Genomic DNA, 21,233 nt, shown 5'->3' on the forward strand with positions numbered 1-21,233 from the left:
CACCAATCTATTTTACAAGATAATAGAGAAACCCCCTAGACCGTTTTAAAAGTCGTCTAGGGGGCGTTCTCCACTTCTTTCACTCAGTCAATGAGTTTATGAAGTAACGTTTCGTGATTTTATTAAGGGGCTACAACAATCTCATCAATTCGTTTTTGGAGATCCGCTTTTGCAGTTCCATCTTCCAAAGCAGCTACCAATGTTTTAGCCGCATCAACATCAGATTGTTTTTTGCTTGTTTCTGCTGTTTCTACAGCCTTAGTAGCTTCTTCAAGTGCCACTGCTTTTTTCAGGTCAGCAATCTTAGCTTCTGCTGCTTTCAAGACATCTTCATTTTTCACCAAAGCTTTTTGCGCCGCAGTCAGTTTGTCGAAGTCAGCACGAGCTGCTTTAACATCTGTTTCATCAGTTACTTTCAGAGCATCAACTGCTGGAAGTTTAGCAATCTTGCCTTCAACTGCTTTTACTGCATCATCAATTACTCCAACTACGAATGCATCTGAGGATACTGCAGCAAAATCGCTTGCATAGTTACCGATAACATCAGTAATTGCGATATTGTTGAGCAACTCAACAGTTACTGCACCGTCAATGCTGATATCACTGAAAGTGATTTCCAACTTGTTGTCTTGTACTTTATCAATGGAGTATTTAGCTGTTGGAATACGGCTACCATCCGTGTTTTTAATGACCAATGCTTGTTTAACAGCCGCATCATCACCTGTTACCACTTCATCGAACTCTAAAGTGATCGTATCAGTCTTATCATCAGTTTGCAGTTTTCCTTTTGGTGGTACTACCAGAGTTGGTTTTACTTTGTCAACCAAATCAGCGGAAGTTCCTGCGTCAGTTGCGATTGCACCTTCAAATACAAAGGCATCTTTATCTGCTTTAAGCTTAACAGTCGCTGTACCGTCACTTGTAGCATTTGGTTTCAGCTCTTTGCTCAATGTCAGTTCAACAGATTTTTTATCTGTTGCCAGATTTACACTAGTAACTTGCGCTTCAAGAGTGTTACCTACTACAACAGTTACTTTGTTTGGATCTACAGCAGTAAACAAGTGACCTGTTTTAGCGGAGACCTTAACCTTATTTTTCGCTACCAATTGAACGGCATTTTCCTGAATTGCATCATTAAATGCAACAGAAGGATTATATGCTCCGTAGATAGCAGACAAGCTAGAGAGATTTTGGTTCAATTGTCCTGATTTCAAAGTATTTCCAGCAACATCTTTCACTGCCAATACTTTTAGACTTCCAAATTGCTCTGGTGATGCTTCTGCTTTATTGTAAGTAATCACTACTGATTTACCATCAGTAGAAGTTGTAACAGTTGCAGCACTAATATCAGAAAGTGGTTTGTCACCTAACAGATAGTTTGCTTTATTTGCTAGTGTTGCAATATCCATTGATTCATTAAAGATAATAGTGATTTTGCTATCAAAAGAATCGCCATCAGAAATGATATTATCTCCAATTTCAACTTGCCATTTAGCACTTATCATTTCTGGAGCTTGTTTATCTGCCAAGGTAATAGCAAATGTAGCTTCGCCTAGTTTGTTTTCACGGATAGACTTATCTACGATGTTATTTTCTTTTACTACTTTAACACTGTATACTCCAGACTTGTTCAGAGCATCATTAATTTGGATAACAAAAGTTTTGTCACTCGCTTGGTTGTCAATGGATTTTGCCACTACATTTGTAATTCCACCATTGACTACCTTGCCATCTTTATCCAGAAGCAGGAAGTCACTCTTATCTACATTCTTCACAGCTTTAGAGAATGTAATCTCAACATTGTTGCTGCTATCTACAGTATGACCAGCTACTGTTGGAGAAGTAACATCGTCAACAGCTGTAAATTTAAATGTCTTTTCTTCTTTCACTTCATTGCCATAGTTGTCTTTGATGTTATTGTAAGCGAGTTCCGCTTGTACAACTGCAGCCAGATCAAGTGGATTTTGCAGAGTCATCTCATAAACAGTTGAGCTCTTTTTATTTACTACTGTAACATCATTGTTTGGTTTTCCTGGAACTTTAACATACAACCCTGGGTTACCAGCTTGAACTGTAGACTCATCTACAACTTCACTAAAAGTAACCTTGATTGTAGAAGCATTCACTACTTCTACTCCAGTAACTGCTGGAGGAGTCGTATCAGCGCCAAGAGTTACATCAAATTCTTTAGTTTCAAGTGGCAAGCCAGCATAGTCTTTCAAGTTAGAAACTTTAACTTTGTGTGCACCTACGGTAACCGGATTACCTAAAGTAATGGTAACTGTTCCATCATTAGATTGTTTAACAGAAGATGCAAACACATTGATACCATCAATTTGAACTAAATCAGTAAGAACACCACTAGCAGTTGTGATATTTACTGGCTCAGAGAATTGAAGTTCAAGAGTTTTTGGAGAAGTTAATGTAGCAGACTTAGCTACAGGAACTTCAGTATCAAGAGCCTTTACAGTAGTTTCAAAATTAACTGTAGCGGTTCCTTCAGCTGCCTTCAGGCCATCTACTGTAACCTTATAAGATTTTCCTTGGTCGAACTTACCAGTGACAGAATCAATTAGGTACAGAGTTTTTCCATCTTCAGAAAGTTCGCGTTTAATGGATTTAGAGGCAGTTCCATCAAACAGTTTTACTTTCGTTGATTGCTCTGCTTCTTTTTGATCAACTGCTTTATTGAACTTAATTGCAATAGTTCTAAGGTTATTAGCACTTACAGATTCAACTTTCAGGTCACCTGTATTATCGCCATCAACTTTAGATCTAGCATCTTCAGTTGCTGTAGAAGAACCATCTTTGTTCACTACTTTGTAGAGATCAGCAAAGTCAGCTTTTTTCAGTGGCTCGCCCAGAGCAACTTTGCTGCCTTTAGTGAAGAGTTCTTCAATAGAAGCGCCGTTTCCTTTGTAGTCAACGAAAACTACATTGTTAAAGTCAGAAGCCATAGCATTCAGCTCAGAAGCATAAGTAGCTTTAGCTTGTGGAGTCATTTCGAACAGAACGTCAGTAGAATAGTATTTTTTGATGTTTCCACCGATGTAAATACCATCTTTTGGTGCTGCAAATGCAGATGCTGCAACGCTAGCTACAAGTGTTGTAGAAAGAACAGAAAGTACCACTTTTTTATTCACGTACTACCCCTCCGTATGTTTGATAGGAAGTTCTCTATTGTTTGGGTAATAAGAGTTAGAGGGGATAACTCCCCTCTAGCTCTACCTAGTAACCCGACACTAACTTCTAACTAATTAACTGTATTTCTTACGCTTCTACGAAAGTTACAGTTGCTTCGTCAGAATCTTTACCGTTTTTGTTAGTAACTTTGATTTTGCTGGAAGTTACTTTATCTTCAGTGTTGTAACCGATTGTGATTACACCATCTTTGAAGTTCAACAGGGAAGGTTCAACTTTTTTACCGTTGAAGTAGAACTCGATAGCATCTACATCTTCAGCTTTAACCTTGCTATTCAACTCAACAGTTGCACGGTACAGTTTAACAGGACCAGCAGATGTGAATTTACCTTCTACTTTAGTTGGAAGAGCGTCCCAAGGTCCTGTCTCTCCACCGTCAGATGGCTCTTGCTTCAAGAATGCTTCAGCATCATCTTCCAGTTTGTCTTTACGAACTGTCTTCTCGTCAGAAACGATCAGAACGTAGTCGTATTTAGTACCGGAGATGTCACCGCTGTCGATCATTACAACGTAGTCGCCTTCGTTAACGCCATCTGCTTCACCGAAGTCGTCGTACAGATCGAAGTAAACTGTAGCAGATTTGATGCTAGCTTTCTTCTTGTTGTCGTCAGCATCTTTGTAAGTGATGGTGTCTTTGCTTACATCAGAAACCAAACCAACGACCATTTTGTCGATGTTTGCATCTTTCATGCCTTTTTCGTCAGTTACTTCTGCGAGCATGCCTTTAGCATTTTTGTTAACTACTTCGACTACATCGTCAACAACAACTTCGTCGTTGGAATCCACTGTGAATGCGATGAAGTCGTTACGACGGATGTCCTCATCCTTCAGATCGTCTTGATCGCCATCCAGTTTGTATTCTTTCTCAACAACTTTGTCGCCATCTTTTTCCCATACTCTGATGGTGTCTTTACCGCCTTTGCGACCAAAGTCGATCACTTGACCGTAGTGAGCATCACCAGTCAAACCATCACCTTCAACAACGAAGATTGCTTCTACTTCGTCTTTATCGTTTACAGTGTAGATTACAGACAGGTCGTTTTCGTCAGCAACGTCTTTGAACTTCGCAGTTTTAGCGTTTTTCAGTTCTTTACGTTTGCTGCTCTCTTCCAATTTACCAGTCATGTTGAAGACAGCTGTTTTGTCAGTAACTTCGTAGTCGCCAACCATGTCGTCGTCTTCATCAGCGAGGTCATCCCAAGCTTTACCGGATTCTTGTTCAACTTTTACAGGTTTCAGGAATTCAACTTTACCTGGTTTGCCATCTGCATCAAGAGTTACTTCTACGAGCAGAGTGTCTTTGTCTTTGCTAGGTACCAAGATTTCTTCCAGATCATCTGGATTCTTGTTGTCTCTAGCGAAGTTTTTACCATCGAAGTCATAGATGTTTTTAGGTTCCAGGGAAACTGTAATTTCCTTACCTTTTTGAGTCAACACACGGAAATCATAAGTGTCTTTGCTGGAGTTGAAAACAGCAGAACGAGTAACGATTGCTTTTTGTTTGCGATCGTCGATAGCATCCTTAGTTTCGATGTGACGAACACGACCAGAAGCATCCAGGTACAGTTTTACTGTTTCGTCGTCCAAGCTGTCAACCAGATCCCAGTGGTCTTTGTCGATGTCTTGAACATCTTTGTTACCGTCATCGGAGAAAGTAGCACCTTCGTAAACGCGGTATGTTTTGTCGCCGATAGTCAGGCGGTAGTCGTTGTTGTTACGGCTAACAACTTTGTCTACTTTACCTTCTACTACTGTGTCAGTAGCGAATACCAGCAATTTGTCTTCGTCGCCATCAGCGTAGTATACGCTGTAAACCATGCCTTCTTTCAGATCGCTGAATTTAGCTGGTTTACCGTTGAGGAATACCAAGAAGTCTTTACCTTCTTCTTTGTCTTCCAGGTCGTTGAACTTGTCGTTATCACGGTTCGTGATTTTCTTTTTATCAGCATCGATTTTGGAGATAACTTCGGAACCGTATTTAACGCCTTCGTCTTCTTTGTTCATGGATTGGTCGTCAATAACGTGGATGTAAGCAATCTCGTTATTGTTGTCCAGAACAACTTTTGCACCGAAAGTGAATCCGCCATCAGCGTTGTCCTTGATGATTTCTTTCAAACCATCAACTGGATCGTTGAAGCGAGTGAAGTTGTAAGTTACTTTAGTGTTTTTGTTGAAGCGGTAGCTTTTTTCGCTAGCATCCAGCTCCAATTTCAGATCAGCCAGATCAGAGTTGCTCAGATCTTTTGGATCTTCGAAAGTTTTACCTTTCAGAGTGAACTCGCCAACGCGGTCCATGATAACTTCTTGATCTGTGGAACCTTCCATCCAAACGATTACGTCTTCACGGTCGTCTTTGATCCACACTTGTACGTGTTGACCATCGAAATCGTTAGCGTTGATACCGTCAGCTACTTTGTAAGTAGTGTTGCCGATACCAGCGTCTTTACCGTTCAAAGTAACTTCGTTAGCTTTGATTTTGCCCAGACCGATAGCTGGTACGTTAGTTACCAATGGCAGGTCTTCGCTGTCGTTGCCAGCTTCTTGAGCCCATTCCATGTCACGAACAGTAACTTTCAGGTATTTAGTCAGAAGAGTTTCTTTCGTGATTTCATGACGGATGTCAGTACCGAATTCAACTTGCTCCATCAGGTCAACGCGAAGAGCGTTGTCGAGCATTTTGAAGATGTCGCCACGAGTTGCTGCATTGTTAGGAGTAGTGATGCTTCTAGCAATGTTCAGCTCGGAAGCTTTGGAGATCATGCTGTTAGGCCATACACCCTTAACGGATGGCTCATAACCCAGTGCACGAACGATCATAGTTACAGCTTCAGCATAAGTAACTTGGTTTTGTGGTTTGAAAGATTTGTCCGGGAAACCTTTTACGATTTCTTCGCCGGAAGCTACGTTTACGAAACCAGCAAACCAATCAGTAGATTTCACATCTGTGTAAGTATTGCTGAATTGTGCCAATTTCGCACCTTGCTCCAGTCCGCGAGCGCGAACAACCAGAGTAGCGAACTCTGCACGAGTGATAGTTTTGTCTACACCGTATTCGCCGTTGCCATAACCTGCTACCAGGCCAAGAGCTTCCAGACGTTTTACGGTTTTTTCCATATCAGCGTCCATTTTTGGAGCTGTAGTAGTTGCTGCTTCTTCTGCTGCGAAAGCCATTGGAGCAACAGTAAGTGCGAGTGCACTAGCCAATACACTGTTAACGACCTTTTTCATAACCTTGTGTTCTCCTCCTCTAGTATAAACAAATTGTTCTTGGGGAATATTTGTTGTTAATCTATCTTTCTTTTTAAAGCCCGAATCCTGCAAGCGCGTGTCACCTCCTTTCGCAGGAAAGCCTCGCTTTTTGTGTTAAAAATCTCTAGTATATTCAGTATTGTGTAAAATGCAACAATCACTAGTGTAACACAACTGCTAGAATTCGTGAATCTTTTTTACACAATTCCCCGTTTTTCGTGTGACATCCTATTAAACGCCTGAGCGAATCAAAAGTTGCGGCGCCTTCGAAAAAAATTTAAAGTTTTTTTCGTGGTTCGTTATTCACCTGTCCATTATGTACGAAGTGACATCCGCCACATTCCGTATTATAGAGGACATATGGCGGGCTGTCACGACTGAACCTTTTTCCAATTTGGTTCAAAACCTCATAATCTTGCTTGAATTAGGTTAATTTCCTAATGCATTTTCAAAGTTTACGACAGCTAAGTTGTAAGACAGGATAGCTTTTTGGTACGCATTCTCACGAGTAGATAATGCTTCTTCCGATTGAATAACCTCTAAAGTCGTCGCAAGTCCATTTTCATAACGCAAATTTTTCAAGCGATAGCTCTCAGCTGCGGAATCTTTTGCTGCTTTTTGGAAGTCAATCGCCTCGCGAGCTGCGTTTAGGTTGAGGTATGCCTCTGCAACGGCCTTCGAAACGGTACGTTTTGCCTCATCAATGGCAAGCTTCGATTTCTCAACGTTGTTGCGAGCTTCTTGACCAGAAAGAGTTGAAGCCGCCGTATACTCTGCGATCAGCTTCACATTCAATTCTGCCAGCTTGAGCTCTTCTTCTGCTTTCGTAATCTCCAAGCGTTTAGAGAGGGCCTCCTTCTCGGCATCTTTCATGGTGATCGAGATTGGAGCCATTTTTTTATTGGCAGAGACAATTTTCCATTCTTTTTGAAGATCAACGCCGAGGAAATCATTCAGATTCATCACGGCAATTTCCAGGTTATTTTCCGCGTTCGTCAACTCAGCTTTTGCACCAGCTACGCCCATTTCCGCTTCAAGGACGTCTGTTTTCGCGTTCGTCCCAACATCAAATGCAGCCTTGGCTACTTTCAGTTGTGCTTCAGCACGGTCTAAGCTTTGTTTTTTTAGGTTCACGTCATCCTGAGCGAAAATCAGTTTGTAATAGACATCTTGTGCGCCTAACTTAATTTTTCCTTCTGTAGACTTAACAGCGAGGGCATTCAGCTTCTTGGTCATTTCACTTTGGGCGCTTCTCACATACTTTGCTTGCGCAGCATCTAAGGAATCCAGCATATCTGCTGTCATTTGTGCCGTGCTTCTATAGATGATCGAGTCGTTAATATCTGCATTTTTCGCATCCAAACGAGCATTTTGTAATGTGACGTTGCTTTTCAAGGCTTGTTCAATCGCTTTTTCCAGCGTCAACTCATCTGTTGCGGCAGTATCAGTCGTTGTCGTATTCGTTTTGCCTGCCTCAGCTGCTACTTTATCGGTAGACGCTTGTACAGTCGTAGGTGCCTTTGCTTGATCGGAGCCTGTATTCGCAGATGCTGTCAAAGTTCCTGCGCCAAGGGCTGTTGTTAATAATGCCGCCAAACTGATAGACATCCATTTCTTTTTCGAATATGGAAAATTCACTGACTTCCACTCCTTTATTTTATATTGAGCATAAAATTATTAACCACATTAAATATGTGGTTTGTCCCAAGATCACTATATCACAGAGTTATCCTTCTCACACGCAAAATTATGCCATACCAGCATTTTCATAAGGGAATCATAAGGAACTCCTCCCTTTCCTTTTTTATTCCACAAGCACCACATAGAGTACTACGATTATGTGTCAAAAACATTTCAGTGTTCGCCAACATTTCTTTGGCATGCTATCCTTTTCTTGAGGTGATTGTACGATGCTTACCCAATACAAAACCATCGCTGGCTACGGTGAGGACTATATCGTCATTGAGCGCTCCCGTTTTATCGGATATGCCCAGCGAGTTACCACTGAGGAAGAAGCGACAGCATTTATCGCGATGATCAAAAAGAAGCACTGGGATGCTACCCATAACTGTTCTGCTTTTGTCATCGGTGAAAACGATCAGATTCAGCGCTCAAGCGATGATGGGGAGCCTAGCGGTACGGCGGGCAAGCCGATCCTGGAATGCATCAAGAAAAACGGCGTGAAGGATACGGTCGTAGTCGTCACTCGCTATTTCGGCGGAATCAAGCTTGGGGCCGGTGGACTCGTTCGGGCTTATACAGCTGGAACCGTCACTGCATTGAAGGCTGCAAAGATCGTGGTGCACACGCTGCATCAGACGATCTCTATCAGCGTGGACTATACGTGGTGGGGCAAGGTCGAGAACGAACTGCGTCTGGGCGAACATCGCGTGAGTGGTACGGATTTTACAGACAAGGTGACTGCGCATGTGTTGATCCCTGAGGGGGACCAGGATGAGTTTGTCGCACGGATGGTTGATTTGACGAATGGACAAGCTCAGATCGTGCTGGGAGAAAAGGAATATCTGGAGGTTCCTGTAGACGCGGTTGGCGATGTAGAAGAAGAGTAGTTTCTCCATGAAAAAAGCTGAAGAGGCGATGACCTCTTCAGCTTTTCTTCTATTATATAGGGCGAAATATCTCGGCTTACTGCTTAGGCAGTTTTTTGAGTTGGACCATGATGCGAATCGTGATCATTGCCATTTCAGCACGAGTGAGGTCTCCTTTTGGTACAAATTTAAACGTTGGCTTCTTAGCCGTCGGATCATTTGCCTCACCGTTCATAATTTTGGCTTTGGATACAGCCAATACAGCTGGTGTTGCATAGTGCCCGGTCAGTTGGGCATCTGTATACATTTTACCAAGCGCGATTGCCGCTGCTTCCGGAGTGCTAAGCTTCAAGTTCATTGCACGAGCGACGATAATCGCAGCTTCTTCACGTGTAAGCGAATCATCAGGATAGAAAGCACGCGGATCTTTACCGCGGATAATACCAGCACGCGCTGCTGTTTCAATGTACTTGTACTGGTAATTCCAATCATCATCACTAGGTCGTACATCCGTAAAGGTAGGCTCTGCCGGGTGGTTTTGTCTACTGTCTGTGTACGGACCGTCGTTGATTGGCAGGTCGAGTGCTTTCACAATCATGGTCGCAAACTCACCACGAGTGATTTTTAACTCTGTACCAAATCCACTACCCGGTGCATCGGCCATAATCCCTTTTGCGTAAAGCGTCTCAATCGCGTCACGCGCAAATGGATGCGTGATGACATCGGAGAACGTTTCACGTGTTTTCATGACCATGTAATAACCGAATCCTTCGAATGGTACAGTTACAGTCTTCTTGGATGTATTAACTACCCCACCGAGGTTAATCCACTCATCCCCGTTGTTGTAGAAGACTGTCAAAATATTATTGGCTGCATTTACGATGGAGCCATCGTACTTAATCGTAACCGTACCTACTTTGCTTGGAATCAGATTGTTCTTCCAACGCTTAATGAATGGCTCCATTTCAGCATTGTTGACGGTACCTTCAAAGTATGGATCACGTCCACCTGGTGCGCGGTCTTCATCGCCATCTCCTGCCCCAGGCTTAGAGTTACCTGCATCCACAAAGTAGAGCGGACTTGCGTAGTTGAAATCAGAGGAAAGGCTCAGCAAATCTTCCATGTCCTCTCTGAGCTCATCGTCATCCAAATTGACTCGACCATTTGTCCGATCTGCCATTCCGAAATAAAGCGGAACGTCTGTAAAAATATCTGTCGCCGGTGCATTAATCTCAGAACCAGTACGATTATCAGATGGCGCCAGCAGTACAGTGCCTTTCGGGAATTTCAGCTCAAACGATTTGTCAAACACGCTAAAGGCTAATTTTTTACCAAGTACTTCTCTGCTTTCGGCACCACCGACTGCGGAGTTTGTATTGTAAATCTTCACTTCGTCCTTGTAACTGTTTGCACCAAATTGAACGGTGTACTTAATGGTGTTCAAACCTGGTTTCAACGCTACATTGGCTTCGAATACGTAATAGGATTCTGGTACAAGCTTGCCTGTATCTTCATCATATTCAAAATCAGGATCTTTCGTATTGTACGCTACTGCTTCTGTTTTACCGATCATAACCTTCGTTGCTTTTTCAGCAAAAATTCGCAAAGGAACAGAGTTGGAGTTCACGGTAATGTATTGGGCATTAGCCAATTTCTTCGGAGAAACTACTGTCCATGCTTGCGTATCTTGGTTGATCGATACTGTTTGACGAGTAATGATCGAACCTTGTGTTACTTCAATTTCGTAGTTCGTGGAGGTACCTTTGGAGAGCGTCAATGGGAACAGCTTTAATCTGCTTTCCAGATCCTCAGCCGATAGCCCCATATCTCCATCCAGTTCTCCAATCAGCTCTTCCCCATAATCTCTCGAGCTCATTTCGGCATTGAACTTGAATGTATTCGATGTATCTCTACCTCTAGAGAACGTACTATCATCAAAAATGGTACCCAAGTCAGATGTGTTTCCTTTAATCGCCGCATCACGAGCTTTGCGATAATCGGAGTCGTTGTCCAGGAAATCCCAGTCCCCCGAATCATCTGTCATCTTGTACTTCGCAATGACATTACCATCTTTTCGGATCGTCACAACTGCATCTTGTTCTACATTCTCAACATCAAATGTAAATTGACGCAGGAAGTACGCAGAGGTTTGGAACGCTTTATCTGTAGACTTTTTCTCCAGCTCTACATCGTTATCTTTTCCTTGAACTACTTTCATTTTTACATTTTGAATCTTAGGCGTTTTTTCTGTGTTGTAGAAAATGTTGTAGGTGAACTTTACATTCGGTTCATCTTTCAGTTCAAAAATCAACGTGTTGTTACCCTGGTTCAGATTCCATGCAGAACCACTCGTAAACTGGCTTTTATCGATGGTAAACTGTACGGCGCCACCGCTTGTAGACCCAACAATGTAGGTTAACGGTGTCTTACTATTGTTCAGGGTAATGACCATATTGCTGCTATTCAGTTTGTAGTTATACATCTTCCCTCTAAAGACGTTGCCATCGATTGCGAAATTAGATGGTCTTGGGTCAGGAATTTCCAAGGTGCTGTCAATTACCTTTTCCACGAAGGAAGTGGTGTAATAGAACAACAGTGAAGGTACAACTTCAGGGCTGAGCTTGAAGGAGATATCCTTATCATCACTCGTATCTGCCGTCCCCTTCGTATAAACGACTTTTACATTCGTCTCATTCGCAGGGAATTTCACGAATTCGATGTTTATTTCGTTATTACCAGCTGTTATGACATAATCTGTGTTTGCAGCTCTTTTTGTATTGTTGTAGTAGACTTCAAAATTACCAATAGTTGGCGTAGTGGTTTCCATGTTAAACGCTTCTACTTTTACCTTTACCGGAAGAGCACTCACTACGTTTACACTACCGTCTGTTCTGATCTCTGGTTGTGCAGTTGTAGTGGATATATCAAACACCTTGCCGAAACGAGGATCTGATGAGCTTTTATAAATAAATTGGTAAGCGTGGTTCCCAACAACCGCTTCCGAGATCAGATCCGGGATGGAAGGGTCGGTACTTTTGATCACTGTTGAATACTTCAATTTCATTTCGTAGGTCTTGCCTGTTTTAAGATCATTTGCGGGTATGTTCCCTGTCACTTTATACAGCTTGTATTCGGACGAGAGCGGTACATTTGTAACTTCAGTAGCCACTACATTTGTAGCCGTTACATCTACTGGTTGATTCGTCGCTAAATCATCCAAGGTAAGCGACATGCCATTCTGCTTGTCTGAATCAACTTTTTTCGTTACTGCATCACTTACATTCCCCGCACTGTCTTTTGCTGTTACAGAAAGAACGTCACCGAACTTCTGGCGAGAAATTGTTACCGAATAGATACCTCCCGTCGTTGCATAATCAGACCCCAGTTCAGTAGCTCCTTTTTTTACAATAACCAAAGAGCCTGCCTCTGCTGTCCCCGTCACTTTCGTATCTGTATTCATAATCGAATTAACAGTAGGAACAGTTGGTTTAGTTGTATCTGACGACGTTACTTTCACTGTCGTAGCTGGACCTTGGTTTCCTTTCGCGTCTCTAGCATAAACAGTCAAAACATCTCCAGCAGAAAAGCCTCCGGTATCCACTGTGAAAGCAGTACCACTTGCCACCGCGCTTTTCACTACACTTCCGTTCTTGGCAACAAAGACTGTAGCTCCATCTTCGGTTGTCCCTGTTACAGTTGCTGCCTTATCATCAAGGGCATTTACGACAGGAGCATCTGGAGGTGTCGTATCATTTCCACCCGCACCTGAGTCTGTAACCTTTACAATTGTTGCCGCGCTTTCATTACCAGTCTCATCTGTTGCGGTTACCGTAATCTCTGCATCAATTGGCTGCTCCGGTATTGTAACCGAGAACTTCGAGTTTGCATCTGTTACAGCCGTTTTCAATACGGTAGTTCCGTTTTTAACCGTTATAGTTGAACCAGGCTCTGCTGTTCCTGTGACACTCGTAGTTTTCTCACTGATCGGATTCACAATCGGTTTATCCGGTGCAGAACGATCTTTTTCCACTTTGACATAAGTTACTTGACTGACGTTACCAGCAGCATCTTTTGCCGTGACTTGCAGTTCTACATCTTCTGATTGCTTAGCGAACGCTACTTTAAAAGTTCCGGCCTTATCCGCAGTAGCGCTTACTTTAGTGGTTCCTTTGCTCACTTCCACTGTACTTTCAGCTTCTGCAAAACCAGTGATCTCCGTCGTGGTATTGTACACACGATCAACCTTTGGAGCATCAGGAGGTGTCGTGTCACTCAAAGAACCATTTAGAACACTAACTCCGTTTTGCAACTTAACGAGCAGTTCCCCATTAATTGGAAAAGAAGTACCCGCCGCCCCTGTCTGAATCAATTCATTTTTCGCTGGTGGGACTTTGATGATTGGTGTTTCTGTGCCTGCATTTATCGTTACATTATAAAATTGATCCGCTCCACCCTGAGTATTGCTTTTAGGGAGAACCAAAACACTGCGATTAATCAACCCAACTTCTCTATTTTTGCTAAATGCACGAATATCCAGCTTGTTCAAGCCAATCTGAGCATCTAATTCGATAGAGAATGATCCAGAACTGCTAGTCGAGTCACTAAAGTTTTGACCTGTGGTCTGATTCGTCACAACCACCGTGTCCGCATTCATTGCCTTACCAGAAAGGGCCAAGGTCAATTGACGCTTCGAAGAGGATGTAACTTCTACAATCGTCGGATCTGTTTCAAACATGACAGAATTCAACTTCAAGTTGGAGAACAAAGGTGTATTGTTGTACTGTACAAAAATGACTGGCAAATACGTCGTAGAATCTCCGCTCTTGATTTCGAACTTAATCTGGTTTACCCCTGGAGTCAGTTCAATGTCTCTAAAGGTAAAAGTTCTCGTTACGGAATCAATGTACGGTTTGATACTGCTTGTATCATTCGGTTCGCTACCGTTCAATGTAGCTACTCGGTAGCGTAAATCTTCCCCGACAATCCCATTGTAGGTTCCTTGAATGGTAATTTTCGGTGTATAGGAGATGTGCGGACTCGTCGCTGTTGTCTTGTCACTGATGCCAGTAAAGGAAATTCCGCCTCCTGCAGCTTGAGCAACTCCCGCCCCCATCGGCAGAAGCGTCGTTACTAATAACAAAAAGGACAGGACTGCCGAAATCCATGATGTTTTTCTGTCTTTGCCTCTAGACACTCATTTCACCTCTTCTTAAAAATATGTAAAACACTTTATTCGTCTTTTCTTTTATCGGAAAGACATCACGAAAAGTTAAGTATTATCTGCCGATAGCTGGAAAAGTAGCAAGAAAAAGCCCCGCATCAATTGATGCAGGGCTTGCAGCTAATTCGTCCGACGCTGTTGTTCGGTCTGTTTAATTTTGATGCGTCTGTAAGCATTAATTAGTGGGCGGTGACGGCGACTTACAAGTCCAACGATCTCCGTTCCGAGATGAATGACAATCAGCAGCGCAACCATGACGATAATCGTAGTCCACTTCGTCGTCTTCGTCAGCAGAATCGCCATCGTCCCGAAGAAAATGCTGATCGAGTAAATCGTGAGTACAGTCGAGCGGTGCGACAGACCCATGTTCAGCAAACAGTGATGCAAATGCCCTTTGTCTGGGCTCGAAATCGGCTTTTTGTTCACGATCCTGCGCACGATGGCGAAGAACGTATCCCAGAGCGGTACACCCAGCACGACGATTGGAATGATAAAGGAAACGAACAACGCTTCTTTAAAGCCCATGATGGATAGTGCAGCTAGGTTGAAGCCCAAGAAAAGCGAACCGGTGTCGCCCATGAACAGACGAGCCGGATGAAAGTTAAAGTAGAGAAAGCCCAGGATCGCTCCAAGGAGCACGAAACAGTAGGCCGATACCTTGTAATCATCCATCAATAAGGCCATGACACCCATAGTCCCTGCAGCAATCGCTGACACACCTGCCGACAAACCATCGAGACCGTCAATCAGGTTCACTGCATTAGTTACACCGACAATCCAAAACATCGTGATCGGAATCGCGAGCCAGACAAGCCAGCCACTGCTAAAATCAATGCTTCCGCTATACGGCAGATTCACGACGCCGATCTTCAAGCCAAAAGGTATGACGACAATCGCTGTTGCGACTAGCTGTCCGAGCAGCTTCCATTTTGGCGAGAGCTGGTATTTGTCATCGAGCATGCCGACGACCATAACAATCGTACTTCCGATGAAAATTCCCAGCATTTCCGACATGCTTGTATGCGGGACAAATAGGAAGAACGCAACCAGATAGCCGATATAAATAGCCAAGCCACCCATACGTGGCATGATTCGCGTGTGAACCTTGCGCTGGTTCGGGGCATCCACTGCTCCAACTTTTACAGCCAGGTTTTTTACATACGGTGTTGCAATAAACGATATGATCAGCGAAGTCAGAAATCCGAGGATTAGTGTAGACATCGACTGTTCTCCTCTCTACGGATGCATCTAGGAACGGCTACTCCATTTTTCTTTCAGTACGGTTAGAACAAACCGGGGAATAGCCAGTTGACGCTTCCAGCGGGAAGGCTCAGAAGCAAGTCGATAAAACCATTCCAAATGCAGTTTTTGCCAAATCTCGGGAGCGCGCTTCACTTTCCCGGAAATGACGTCAAAGCTTCCGCCTACCCCCATCATCAGGGAGGCATTTAACTGATCGCGATACTTCGCCATCCATTCGTCTTGTCTGGGTGCACCCAGCGCGACGAACAGGAGCTGTGGTTTCGCTTCGGCAATTTCCTGTACAATTTGAGTTTCTTCCTCTGGGCGAAAATAGCCATCCCGACATCCGACGATTCGGGCGTTCGGGTAACGAGCACTCAGTTTGTCTTTTGCCAAATGAATAACATCTGGCTTGGCGCCGAGTAAATAAACGCCCCACTGATGCTGATCGGCTTTCGCCATGAGCGCTTCCAGAAGCTCCACACCGGTAACGCGCTCATAAATCGGCTGATTCGTCCATTTAGCAGCGTACACGATTCCGATTCCGTCTGGAACGACATAGGCTTGTTCTACAATAGAACGGAAAGCGCGATTCTCTCTCGCTACCATAACGATTTCCGGATTGGCTGTCACCACGTGAGTCTTTTGACCGCCTTGTATGCGCTCCGTTATATGATCGACAGTCTCACGAAAACCGCGAGTCGTAAATGGCACATCTAATATGGTTGCGACCTGTTTGGTCATTTCTTCACCTTCAATGCATGGAGTTGCCCATTAGCCATTCTACCCGAAAAGAAAGACACATTCAAGATGATCATGAATGTGCCTTATTTCCTGCTGTCAGGGCAAACATTAATCCACCCTCTGCTACTACTTTTCCATTTACCAGTGCTCTTCCATGCCCTTTGCCGACGGTACCACGTACACGAGTAAGCTCAACCTCTAGTACCAGTGTATCTCCCGGCTTCACCTGATCTTTGAATCGGAATTCATCAATACCTGCAAACAGCCCGATTTTTCCTTGATGTTCCTCCATGCTGAGCATCGCTACTGCTCCAACCTGTGCTAACGCTTCCACAATAAGGACGCCAGGCATGACTGGATAACCAGGAAAATGACCTTGGAAAAACGGTTCATTTACCGTGACATTTTTAATTCCAACTGCTCTTTTTCCTAACTCCAGCTCTTCAATTTTGTCTATCAACAAAAACGGGTAACGGTGCGGGATGATTTCCTGAATTTGCATAATATCCAAAGGCGCTTTGATTTCCATTATGTATCGCTCCATTTCCATACTTAACTAGACTTGTCTATGCATGAATACCCTTTAACTGACGAAACAATATACATAACTCCCGCCCCAGTTAAACGGACAAGCGGGGTTAAGATAAAAGGGGCACTTCCTCCCAAAAAAGCGGGAAGTGCTCTTTTTCAACGTGCAGGAACCCTTACACGCGGTTCAATAGTCGAGCCTTTGCCAGATAAATCGCACTCGCAATAAAGGAGAACGCTATAACCGACCAAAGTATCGCTTCACTGTACTCATAACGGTACATCACGAGCGGAATGACCAGATACAAAAGAACGGTTGTCAGCTTGCCATAGGCATTTGCCGGGACAGTTTTTTTGCCACGGAAATGGTAAACAGCTCCTGTTACTATCATGGCCAGATCGCGCACAAAGAAAAACAGGGCGGCCCATACACTGATTCGATCCGTCAAAAATAATGAGGCGATGACCGCCAGCATCATTAATTTATCTGCCAGAGGATCTAACATCATTCCGATGGTGGTCACAAGCTTATGCTTCCGCGCGATGTACCCGTCCGCAACATCGGTCACTCCCGCCAAAATCAAAATGCCTAAAGCGATTTCAACATGATACGGAAACTCCGAAAAAAAGACATACAGGTACAAAGGGATGAGCACGATGCGAAAGATCGTAAGCAAATTAGGAAGATTCACGGACATCATCCCTCCGTATTCAAATCGTCACTTCCTTTTTCAACCACTCGACCTATTATACTCTGTGGACAAACACCACAACAAGTCCTCGAAAAAATAGGAGCCCCAACCATAGGTTCGGGCTTGTCCAGCTTCGTTTTTACGTATCTTCAAACATTAAATCCCACATATGTTTGTAGGTTCCTGGATCGAATACATCAGACATTGGCTTCTTGCCAACCCCACCGTATCCGATCATCAGACCAATGACCAGTGAGAAAAACAGCAGGAGTGGGACCAGCACCATCTTGGCAACTCTCAGCCGCCAATTTTTGCCGCTCCGTTCCCGCTCTCTTACTTTTGACTTAACCTCTTCGGTCTGACGCGGGAAACGTTTGCTCTTCCCTTGTTCCATGCTCCTCTCCTCCGTCATGTTGAAATGATATGGGTTTATCTGCTTCTCAGTTGGTTGGCAATGCCCATCATTTGATCACTGATGCCGATTGCACGTGAGTTCAATTGATACGCACGTTGAATGTTCACCAGTTGGGACATTTCCTCTGTCATGCTGACGTTTGATGACTCGAGAGCACCTTGGCGCAATGTTACACCATCATCATATGCACTGGTGTATTTACTTTGCGGTCCTGCCCCGAAAGCCAATTCGGCATCAAACAGATTCTCACCGACTTGCTTTAGCTGATCAGGGTTCTCTACATCCCATACACCAATTTTTACAGGTGCCGGCATTCCGTCCGCACTGAAAGTACCATCAGGGGAAATCGAGATATTTTTGACTGGCTCCGGGAATACGATATTCGCACCATTTTCGTCTGTCAAAATATGGCCAGACGTGGTGTGCAGTACGTATCCCTTGTCATCATCATCATAAGACAGCTTAAAAGAACCATTACGCGTAAAGCGACTTTCTTCATCCACGGTGATGTTATTCGCATCTTTGATTTTACGAGTGACCAAAAAATAGCCATCTCCTTCAATCAAAACATCTGTTGGCACACCTGTCTGCTTGAGACTGCCTTGACCGAGATCCAGCTTGGTCATGCCAAGACGCGCTCCACTACCGATTCTTATCCCCATTGGTGTATTACGATTCTGGTTGTCCGCTGCCGGCTGCTCATTCATTGAGTCTGTGAGAAGCTCGGAAAACGATGCGACCCTGCGCTTGTACCCAATCGTATCAATGTTCGACAGGTTGTTGGCTGTATTGTCCAACGCTTGCTGAATACCGCGCATAGCTGATGTAGAAATATTAAGCGACTGCATCCTTCCTACCTCCTATTATCCATTAACCCGACCAATTTCATTAGCAGCCTTTTCCAGCGTACCGTCAATCGTGGTAATCACTCGTTGGTTCGCTTCATAGGCGCGAAGCACACTCATCATACTCGTCATGGTTTGGGCTGGGTCTACATTCGATCGTTCACGCCAGCCCTGTTGTGTACCGAAACGTCCCACGACCGTAGGGGTATTGTACGTACCTGCTGTTATAGCAGCCTGATCGTTGGCTTCTGCCAAATCAATCCCTTCTACCGCTATGTCGCCTTCAAATCGGAAAACATTCGTTCCTTCCCGTACAAGCTTCTGCGGATCGGTTACCACTGCAAGTCCCAATCTAGCATGAGTAGGAAGCGCCGTATACTGTTCTGCTTTTGTGATTGGATCAATGGTAACTTGCATCAATTCGCCACGCTCGGAAATTTTCAGGTTTTGACCGACATTGGTACCGAGTGTGGGATCGTGGTTGATTCGAATCGCCTGATTAGAGCTATCTAGCACATAATATCCTTCCGCTGTCACCAGGTACCCGTCCGAATTCACGCTCCAGTTACCATTTCTCGTATAGCGGATATCCTCTTGCTGTGCTGGCTGTGCCAAATTTGCTTGCTCGATCCGCGCCACACTGTAAAACAACCGCCGCTCATTGCCATTCTGATCTGGTTGAATATTGTCCATCAACGCAAGATCATACGGATTGCGTGTCTCTTCAATATCCCCCTGCGCAAAATTCGGTAGCGCCTCCGACATGTATACCCCTGTGTTTAAACGCCCGATAATGGCAGGCTGTCCAGGCATAGTAGGGATGCCCGGAACATCCAGTCCCTCATGATCATTCATGCGTGAGAGCAATTGCTCCGGAAATGCACGCATGACACCCACGTCCTGTTTGAACCCGGGTGTATTGATATTTGCTAAATTGTTCGCCAGCGATTCTTGCCTGTTTTGCAAAGCCAGCATGCCAGATGCAGACGTATACAAGCCTCTGATCACGTAAATCTTACCCCCTGAATAATCGCTTATTCGAGTGAGCCGGCATCTTGTCCAAATAGTCCAGCATCATTCCTGTTCCTTTTGCAACGCACATCATTGGCTCGTCCGCTACCAGCACAGGAACCTTCAGCTCCTCTGCCAGAATCTCGTCAATACCGTGCAATAATGCGCCGCCACCGGTCAGGAAAACACCCTTATCAATTATATCGGCAGAAAGCTCCGGAGGTGTTCGTTCTAAAACAGATTTTGAAGCTTGTACAATCGCACTCACCGACTCAGCCAGGGCTTCCTGGACTTCATTGGAGCGAATGGTAATCGTTTGCGGCAAGCCGCTTACCATGTCTCGACCCCGAATGTCCATTTCGTCCTGGCGTCCGCCGGATACGGTTCCAATCTGAACCTTGATATCTTCAGCCGTACGCTCTCCAATTAGCAATTTGTATTTATTTTTTATGTAACGCATAATAGCCACATCAAATGTATCGCCTGCTATTTTAATGGAGGAAGACGTGACAATATCGCCCATCGACAATACCGCTACATCGGTCGTTCCCCCACCGATATCCACTACCATATTACCGGACGGCTGAAAAATGTCCATACCTGCCCCAACTGCGGCAACTTTCGGTTCTTCTTCGATAAATACTTCTCTTGCTCCACCGCTGCGCTCAGCCGCTTCACGAATTGCCTTTTGCTCAACCGAGGTGATGTTGGTCGGGCAGCAAATCAAAATACGCGGACGGGCAAACATGCTCTTTCCACCAATTTTGTTTAAGAAGTGCTTCAGCATGGCCTCTGTGATTTCAAAATCCGCGATAACCCCTTCTCGCAAAGGTCGGATCGCTACGATATTTCCCGGGGTGCGGCCTACCATGCGATAGGCTTCATTTCCTACGGCCAAAACTTTTCTGGTTTTACTATCTATTGCCACGACAGATGGTTCGTCTAGGACAATTCCCTTGCCTTTTACAAAAACCAAGACATTGGCCGTGCCCAAGTCGATTCCGATATCTTTGCCAAACATGAAAGGTCCTCCCTGATTACCAGTTACATTTCTACCTAATATCATAGGCTCTTCTACGTGAGAGGACAAGGAAATTCTTTCTTACACACTCTCCTCCTGTTCTACTCGTACTTTTTTACTACGTCGTTTGTACTTAATTTTGGTCGCTTCGCCCCCCCGAAGATGTCTGATGGCTTTGTGGTATTCCAAAATTTCCTTAACCTGGTTCGCCAACTCTGGATTTATCTCAGGCAGCCGCTCAGTCAAGTCCTTGTGCACAGTACTTTTCGAAACACCGAACTCTTTAGCGATCATCCGAACCGTATTTCTTGTCTCTACAATATATCGGCCGATTTTGATGGTCCGCTCTTTGATGTAGTCGTGCACATTACTCGCCTCCTCGTATCTACATTGTCTGATACAATATATGGGTGGGTAGGGACACATATTCTACGTTTCCAAGCCTGACAAGCCAGCACGGCCGCATCTTTTTTCAACAGTTTGTACTACATGCAAAAAAAACACCTGCAATTGTT

Annotated in this window: 14 protein-coding genes; 1 reads left to right on the forward strand and 13 read right to left on the reverse strand. The window is 44.2% G+C overall.

What is annotated here, in order from left to right; all coding sequences use genetic code 11:
• Positions 1-122 precede the first annotated feature (122 nt).
• The 3 genes from HP401_RS15560 to HP401_RS15570 form a co-directional block, all read right to left on the reverse strand.
• Positions 123-3,143, reverse strand: coding sequence for an Ig-like domain-containing domain (locus HP401_RS15560; RefSeq protein ID WP_173605645.1), 3,021 nt, complete (start codon positions 3,141-3,143; stop codon positions 123-125).
• A gap of 127 nt (positions 3,144-3,270) precedes the next feature.
• Positions 3,271-6,429 carry an S-layer homology domain-containing protein gene (locus tag HP401_RS15565; RefSeq protein WP_173605655.1) on the reverse strand — a complete coding sequence of 1,053 codons (3,159 nt, stop codon included), beginning with the start codon at positions 6,427-6,429 and terminating at the stop codon, positions 3,271-3,273.
• A 450-nt stretch (positions 6,430-6,879) separates the two neighbouring features.
• The gene (locus tag HP401_RS15570) at positions 6,880-8,088 is read right to left on the reverse strand and encodes a TolC family protein (RefSeq protein ID WP_173605646.1); all 1,209 of its coding nucleotides are present in this window, start codon (positions 8,086-8,088) and stop codon (positions 6,880-6,882) included.
• Between the two features lie 272 nt (positions 8,089-8,360).
• Between HP401_RS15570 and HP401_RS15575 the strand changes: the two genes are divergently transcribed.
• Positions 8,361-9,020, forward strand: a complete 660-nt coding sequence (locus tag HP401_RS15575; RefSeq protein WP_173605647.1) for a YigZ family protein — start codon at positions 8,361-8,363, stop codon at positions 9,018-9,020.
• 76 nt (positions 9,021-9,096) lie between these two features.
• On the opposite strand, the gene HP401_RS15580 is transcribed toward HP401_RS15575, so the two are convergent.
• The 10 genes from HP401_RS15580 to spoIIID form a co-directional block, all read right to left on the reverse strand.
• Positions 9,097-14,193 carry an Ig-like domain-containing protein gene (locus tag HP401_RS15580; protein ID WP_173605648.1) on the reverse strand — a complete coding sequence of 1,699 codons (5,097 nt, stop codon included), beginning with the start codon at positions 14,191-14,193 and terminating at the stop codon, positions 9,097-9,099.
• Positions 14,194-14,340: 147 nt separating this feature from the next.
• Positions 14,341-15,441, reverse strand: a complete 1,101-nt coding sequence (locus tag HP401_RS15585) for a glycosyltransferase family 4 protein (protein WP_064200423.1) — start codon at positions 15,439-15,441, stop codon at positions 14,341-14,343.
• Between the two features lie 27 nt (positions 15,442-15,468).
• On the reverse strand, positions 15,469-16,206 hold the full coding sequence (locus HP401_RS15590) for a WecB/TagA/CpsF family glycosyltransferase (protein ID WP_015893594.1): 738 nt from the start codon (positions 16,204-16,206) through the stop codon (positions 15,469-15,471).
• A gap of 70 nt (positions 16,207-16,276) precedes the next feature.
• Positions 16,277-16,735 carry a 3-hydroxyacyl-ACP dehydratase FabZ gene (gene fabZ, locus HP401_RS15595; RefSeq protein WP_173605649.1) on the reverse strand — a complete coding sequence of 153 codons (459 nt, stop codon included), beginning with the start codon at positions 16,733-16,735 and terminating at the stop codon, positions 16,277-16,279.
• A gap of 175 nt (positions 16,736-16,910) precedes the next feature.
• Positions 16,911-17,432 (reverse strand): CDP-alcohol phosphatidyltransferase family protein, encoded by a 522-nt coding sequence (locus tag HP401_RS15600; RefSeq protein WP_015893596.1) that lies wholly within the window; start codon positions 17,430-17,432, stop codon positions 16,911-16,913.
• A 133-nt stretch (positions 17,433-17,565) separates the two neighbouring features.
• Positions 17,566-17,820 (reverse strand): DNA-directed RNA polymerase subunit beta, encoded by a 255-nt coding sequence (locus HP401_RS15605; RefSeq protein WP_173605650.1) that lies wholly within the window; start codon positions 17,818-17,820, stop codon positions 17,566-17,568.
• 35 nt (positions 17,821-17,855) lie between these two features.
• Positions 17,856-18,689, reverse strand: a complete 834-nt coding sequence (locus tag HP401_RS15610; RefSeq protein WP_173605651.1) for a flagellar hook-basal body protein — start codon at positions 18,687-18,689, stop codon at positions 17,856-17,858.
• Between the two features lie 15 nt (positions 18,690-18,704).
• Complete coding sequence (locus HP401_RS15615; RefSeq protein WP_173605652.1) at positions 18,705-19,694, reverse strand: flagellar hook-basal body protein; 990 nt, start codon at positions 19,692-19,694, stop codon at positions 18,705-18,707.
• Between the two features lie 7 nt (positions 19,695-19,701).
• Entirely contained in the window at positions 19,702-20,718 is a 1,017-nt protein-coding gene (gene mreB / locus HP401_RS15620; RefSeq protein WP_015893600.1) for a rod shape-determining protein, read from the reverse strand.
• An 81-nt stretch (positions 20,719-20,799) separates the two neighbouring features.
• Positions 20,800-21,084 carry a sporulation transcriptional regulator SpoIIID gene (gene spoIIID / locus HP401_RS15625; protein ID WP_003388385.1) on the reverse strand — a complete coding sequence of 95 codons (285 nt, stop codon included), beginning with the start codon at positions 21,082-21,084 and terminating at the stop codon, positions 20,800-20,802.
• Between the last annotated feature and the right edge of the window lie 149 nt (positions 21,085-21,233).

The sequence above is a fragment of the Brevibacillus sp. HB2.2 genome, from assembly GCF_013284275.1.
Lineage (GTDB): Bacteria > Bacillota > Bacilli > Brevibacillales > Brevibacillaceae > Brevibacillus > Brevibacillus brevis_D.

Excerpts from the sequence above, each read along its gene's own strand:
- fabZ (WP_173605649.1), bottom strand. The coding sequence starts at position 16,735 with ATGGAAATCAAAGCGCCTTTGGATATTATGCAAATTCAGGAAATCATC.
- HP401_RS15610 (WP_173605651.1), bottom strand. The coding sequence starts at position 18,689 with ATGCAGTCGCTTAATATTTCTACATCAGCTATGCGCGGTATTCAGCAA.
- HP401_RS15590 (WP_015893594.1), bottom strand. The coding sequence starts at position 16,206 with ATGACCAAACAGGTCGCAACCATATTAGATGTGCCATTTACGACTCGC.
- HP401_RS15600 (WP_015893596.1), bottom strand. The coding sequence starts at position 17,432 with ATGTCCGTGAATCTTCCTAATTTGCTTACGATCTTTCGCATCGTGCTC.
- HP401_RS15575 (WP_173605647.1), top strand. The coding sequence starts at position 8,361 with ATGCTTACCCAATACAAAACCATCGCTGGCTACGGTGAGGACTATATC.
- HP401_RS15605 (WP_173605650.1), bottom strand. The coding sequence starts at position 17,820 with ATGGAACAAGGGAAGAGCAAACGTTTCCCGCGTCAGACCGAAGAGGTT.
- mreB (WP_015893600.1), bottom strand. The coding sequence starts at position 20,718 with ATGTTTGGCAAAGATATCGGAATCGACTTGGGCACGGCCAATGTCTTG.
- HP401_RS15565 (WP_173605655.1), bottom strand. The coding sequence starts at position 6,429 with ATGAAAAAGGTCGTTAACAGTGTATTGGCTAGTGCACTCGCACTTACT.
- HP401_RS15585 (WP_064200423.1), bottom strand. The coding sequence starts at position 15,441 with ATGTCTACACTAATCCTCGGATTTCTGACTTCGCTGATCATATCGTTT.